The 4,208-nt window shown below is 42.2% G+C and carries 5 protein-coding genes; all 5 read right to left on the reverse strand.

Features of this window, described 5'->3' with window-relative positions; genetic code table 11:
* Positions 1 to 203 precede the first annotated feature (203 nt).
* Genes Q8907_13435 through Q8907_13455 form a run of 5 tightly spaced genes read right to left on the reverse strand, consistent with a single transcriptional unit; the run spans position 204 to position 4,144 of the window.
* Complete coding sequence (locus Q8907_13435; GenBank protein ID MDP4275274.1) at positions 204 to 1,097, reverse strand: permease; 894 nt, start codon at positions 1,095 to 1,097, stop codon at positions 204 to 206.
* On the reverse strand, positions 1,094 to 2,128 hold the full coding sequence (locus Q8907_13440) for a DUF362 domain-containing protein (GenBank protein MDP4275275.1): 1,035 nt from the start codon (positions 2,126 to 2,128) through the stop codon (positions 1,094 to 1,096). Before Q8907_13440 ends, Q8907_13435 begins: the two co-directional genes overlap by 4 nt.
* Before the next feature lie 54 nt (positions 2,129 to 2,182).
* Positions 2,183 to 2,704, reverse strand: coding sequence for a flavodoxin (locus Q8907_13445; GenBank protein ID MDP4275276.1), 522 nt, complete (start codon positions 2,702 to 2,704; stop codon positions 2,183 to 2,185).
* 42 nt (positions 2,705 to 2,746) lie between these two features.
* Complete coding sequence (locus Q8907_13450) at positions 2,747 to 3,598, reverse strand: aldo/keto reductase (GenBank protein MDP4275277.1); 852 nt, start codon at positions 3,596 to 3,598, stop codon at positions 2,747 to 2,749.
* A gap of 12 nt (positions 3,599 to 3,610) precedes the next feature.
* On the reverse strand, positions 3,611 to 4,144 hold the full coding sequence (locus Q8907_13455; protein MDP4275278.1) for a flavodoxin: 534 nt from the start codon (positions 4,142 to 4,144) through the stop codon (positions 3,611 to 3,613).
* Between the last annotated feature and the right edge of the window lie 64 nt (positions 4,145 to 4,208).

The following is a 4,208-nucleotide window of genomic DNA, read 5'->3' on the forward strand; positions in this document are numbered from 1 at the left end:
CATTCTCGAGAAACATGGGAAGAGGAACATGATGAACTGATTGAAAAATATGGATTTCAGAAATTTAAAGATTAATACATAATTTGGCTAAAGCCATTAAATGCAAAATGATTTTTTGTCCTCCTGCTAAAGCAGGAGGCAATTCATGAATGAATTGGCATTCATATTAAAATGAATAGGAATGGGCTTAAGCCCATTCCATATTAAATAAACATATTAATCAAAAGCCCGAGTACCAAGGCATAGAAGATTGCAAACAACAGGTAGAGAATAAAATTCCGGGTTCCCAGTACAATTTTAACGGCACCCAGGTTGGTTATTTTGGTTGCCGGGCCGGTGATCATGAAAGCCGAAGCAGCGCCCAGGCTTAAACCACCCTGCAGCCAGCCCATCAGCAAAGGGCTGGTTCCTCCTCCGCAAACATAAACAGGTATACCTACCGCTGCAGCCATCAAGACGCCATATCCCCGGTGGCTGCCAAAAAGACTGGCAAACGCATGAGTTGGAACATAACGTTGAAACAATGCGGTCAGGATAATGCCTGCCAGGAAATAAAGGCCCGTGGCTTTAATATTTCTCCAGATATTTTTGACCAGTCGCAGGAACAAATTGGGATCGGTATCGTGACTTGCCCGCTCCTCAAAACCTGAAAAATTGAAAAAATCCTTATCCTGATAAAAAACATATACCAGCAGTCCTGCTGCTATTCCGCATATAATGCAGGATACAATACGGATGATAAAAGCAGTGGAGCCCAAAGCTGCACTGTATAGGATCAACTGAGGATTCAACAGGATAGAACTCATCATGAAAGCAGCCAGCCAATCATCGCGCATCCCTTTCTGCGAAAATGAGGCTGCAAGCGGGATGGTCCCGAACATACAAAGAGGCGAGGCAACTCCCAGCAAGCTTGCCGGGATTACCCCCAACACCCCTAACTTTTTATTCTGCATGGAAGCCAATACCCCATGAATCCTTTCCTTGGCAAAAACTGATATTACAGAACCCAATATGATGCCCACCGCCCAATAAGGGGCAATTTGCTGCAGTACAACGGAAAAATAATACCAAAGATAGATAAACTCGCGACTGATCATCTCTTGTCAATACTTACCAGCTTATAGGTTCTGCTGCCTAATCCCAATTCTGCAGCATGTTCAATAGTATGAATGCCATGGCGCGATTCAATCCGTTTTATCAGGTCTTTACCATCAGGAGCCTTATAAACAAGATCAACACAAGCCTGGTCAAGAGCCACCGGATCGAGCGAAGCCAAAATACCTATGTCCTTCATGGTAGGATCAGCAGGATGGGAATCACAGTCACAATCAACAGAAAGCTTATTCATGATACTGATGTACAAAACTCTCTTCCCTAAACTGTTCATAACTGCACCCGCAGCTTCGGCCATAGATTCCAGAAAAGCATCATGAGGAGCATTGATGGCCGGAGTGAAATCTCCGGTTTCCTTGGACCTGCCGGCAGAATGTATCCACATCTTTCCGCTTGCCGAGGCAATGCCGATGGACATATTTTTAAACGCCCCGCCAAAACCACCCATGGCATGGCCCTTAAAATGAGAAAGTATGATGAAAAAATCATAGTTCTTAAAATGAGAACCCACAAAATCTTCCTTAATATTTTTTCCATTTTTAAACGGCAGGGATATTGAACCATCCTCATCCATGATGTCGACCGGCGCAATTGCTGTAAAACCATGATCGATGGCCACCTGTTTATGCATGGCCGTTGTGGTTCTTTGTCCGCCATAAGCCGTGTTGCATTCGACGATTGTTCCATGCACCGACTGCACCAGATTTTTAATCAGATCCGGCGAAAGGTAATTGTGGCCGCCAGGCTCACCTGTGCTGATCTTTACGGCAACCCGGCCGGTTGCTTTTCTGCCCAATGCCTTGTAAATGGCCATCAACCCGGCCGGACTGATGTCTTTTGTCATATAAACAACAGGTTTTACCGCTGTGGCATTCTTATCTGTCTTAGGAGCTTTAGCAATACTTACGTTTTTTGCATCCCTATTTGCAATTTTAAGCGAATAGTCACTAAAACCATAAATCCCTGCCAACAAAAAAAGAGTCAGCAGGATTTGAATTGAAAAATACTTTTTCATTTTAATCTTTCATTTTTTAATTCTTAACAAATATAATATTTTAATGATCATATTTTAATCTTTTTTCTTCAACCAAAGTTCCAGCATTTTGTCTGCACTGGAAACAGAATCGCCTCGAATCGCTAAACCGGGCAAAACCTTTGCATTTGGACAAAGTTTCTTAATATCGCGTTCGCTACGTCCCAGCCCACTGCCTTCATGAGTGCAATATGGAATAATGGTCTTCCCTGAAAAATCATAAGACTCTAGAAACGTACATACCGCCATAGGCATCGTTCCCCACCAATTGGGATACCCGAGATAAATCACGTCATAAGAATCCATATCCTTTACTGTGCCGGTAAGCTCAGGTCTGGCATTTCCAACCAGTTCTTCCTGCGCTACATTGGTTGCCTCCATGTAATCTTCGGGATAAACTTCTACAGTTTTAATTTGAAACATATCGCTTCCCGTCAATTTCTGTATTTTCTTTGCAACAACTTCTGTATTTCCAACCGGCAGGTTTACAATTCTGCCTCCCACATAATTATTTCCCTTACGTGAAAAATAAGCGATAAGACTTTTTGAATTTGCCATTTTCGATTCTTTTCTAATCAATGATTTTTTTAATTCTATCAGCTAAATATCAAATTTGACCGTACCAAGCCATTTTACCATATCCGGATTACGATGATCGAAAAAGCTACTGACTTTAGTATCGAGTGTTACAATTGAGGCCATTTCTTCAGGACTTAATTCAAAATCGAAAATGTTGAAGTTTTCAATCATTCTTTCCTTATGTACCGATTTTGGAATCGCAACCACTCCTCTTTGAGTCAGCCATCGCAGAATAACCTGGGCAACAGATTTCTTGTATTTGCCGGCAATGGAAACCAACAGCTCATTCTTGAAGATATTATTTTTACCTTCCGCAAATGGACCCCAGGATTCAATCTGGATATTGTTCTCTTTCAAGAATTTTTGGGTTTCAATTTGTTGATTAAAGGGATGTGTTTCAATCTGATTGACGGCAGGAATCACTTTATTAAAAACCATTAGATCCATTAATCTGTCTGGTTGGAAGTTGCTAACGCCGATAGCTCTGATCTTGCCTTCCCGGTATAATTCTTCCATGGCCCGCCACGCACCATAAACATCCCCAAACGGTTGATGAATTAAATACAAATCCAGATAGTCAAGTTGTAACTTTTTCAACGACTTTACGAAAGCCTTCTTTGCACTTTCGTAACCAGCATCCTGTATCCATAGTTTAGTGGTAATAAAGAGTTCCTCCCTGGCAATTCCGCTTTTTTTAATGGCACGACCCACAGCCTCTTCATTTTGATAAGCTGCAGCCGTATCAATCAGACGGTAACCGGTTTCTAAAGCATCCAAAACACTTCTTTCGCATTCTTCAAGGTTTGTTACCTGATAAACGCCAAATCCTAAAATGGGCATCTCCACGCCATTGTTTAAAACGACTTTCTGCATATTCAATCTTCCTTATTTTTTTATCATTCCAATCTTCTTCAACCATCTCATAACTTCGCCTTCGGCGTCCTTCACCTGACCGCCCCGGATGGGAAGTCCATTTAGCACGGTCGACTTCGGACAAAGTTTCCTGATATCTGCTTCACTTTGCCCCATGCCACTGCCCTCATGCGTCATGAACGGGATGATGGTCTTTCCCGACAGATTGTAACTGGTCAAAAACGTTCGCACGGGCGGTGCAATGGTGGACCACCAGCAGGGCGAGCCGACAAAAATTACATCATATTTTCTGATGTCCTGCACTTTTGTTCTCAGGGTAGGTTTGTAGTTCGAATTCACTTCTTTTTTAGCCTGATCCACCACTGCATTGTAATCTTTCGGATAGGCATTAACGGTCTGGATTTCGAAAATGTCTCCCCCTGTTCCTTTCTGGATTTGTTTCGCGATTACCCGCGTGTTGCCACTATAAGAATAGTAGACTACCAAAACCTTCTTTGCCTTTGAGGTTGTTTGAGCTTGCACGCCCATGCTTGCAAGCAGCAGCATGATCAGCGTAAATAAATAAAATTTTGACTTCATACGAATATAATTTATTGTTTATGTAATAGGA

It is taken from the genome of Bacteroidota bacterium, from assembly GCA_030706565.1.
Classification (GTDB): Bacteria; Bacteroidota; Bacteroidia; order Bacteroidales; family JAUZOH01; genus JAUZOH01.

Excerpts from the sequence above, each read along its gene's own strand:
- Q8907_13435 (MDP4275274.1), bottom strand. The coding sequence starts at position 1,097 with ATGATCAGTCGCGAGTTTATCTATCTTTGGTATTATTTTTCCGTTGTA.
- Q8907_13440 (MDP4275275.1), bottom strand. The coding sequence starts at position 2,128 with ATGAAAAAGTATTTTTCAATTCAAATCCTGCTGACTCTTTTTTTGTTG.
- Q8907_13445 (MDP4275276.1), bottom strand. The coding sequence starts at position 2,704 with ATGGCAAATTCAAAAAGTCTTATCGCTTATTTTTCACGTAAGGGAAAT.
- Q8907_13450 (MDP4275277.1), bottom strand. The coding sequence starts at position 3,598 with ATGCAGAAAGTCGTTTTAAACAATGGCGTGGAGATGCCCATTTTAGGA.
- Q8907_13455 (MDP4275278.1), bottom strand. The coding sequence starts at position 4,144 with ATGCTGCTGCTTGCAAGCATGGGCGTGCAAGCTCAAACAACCTCAAAG.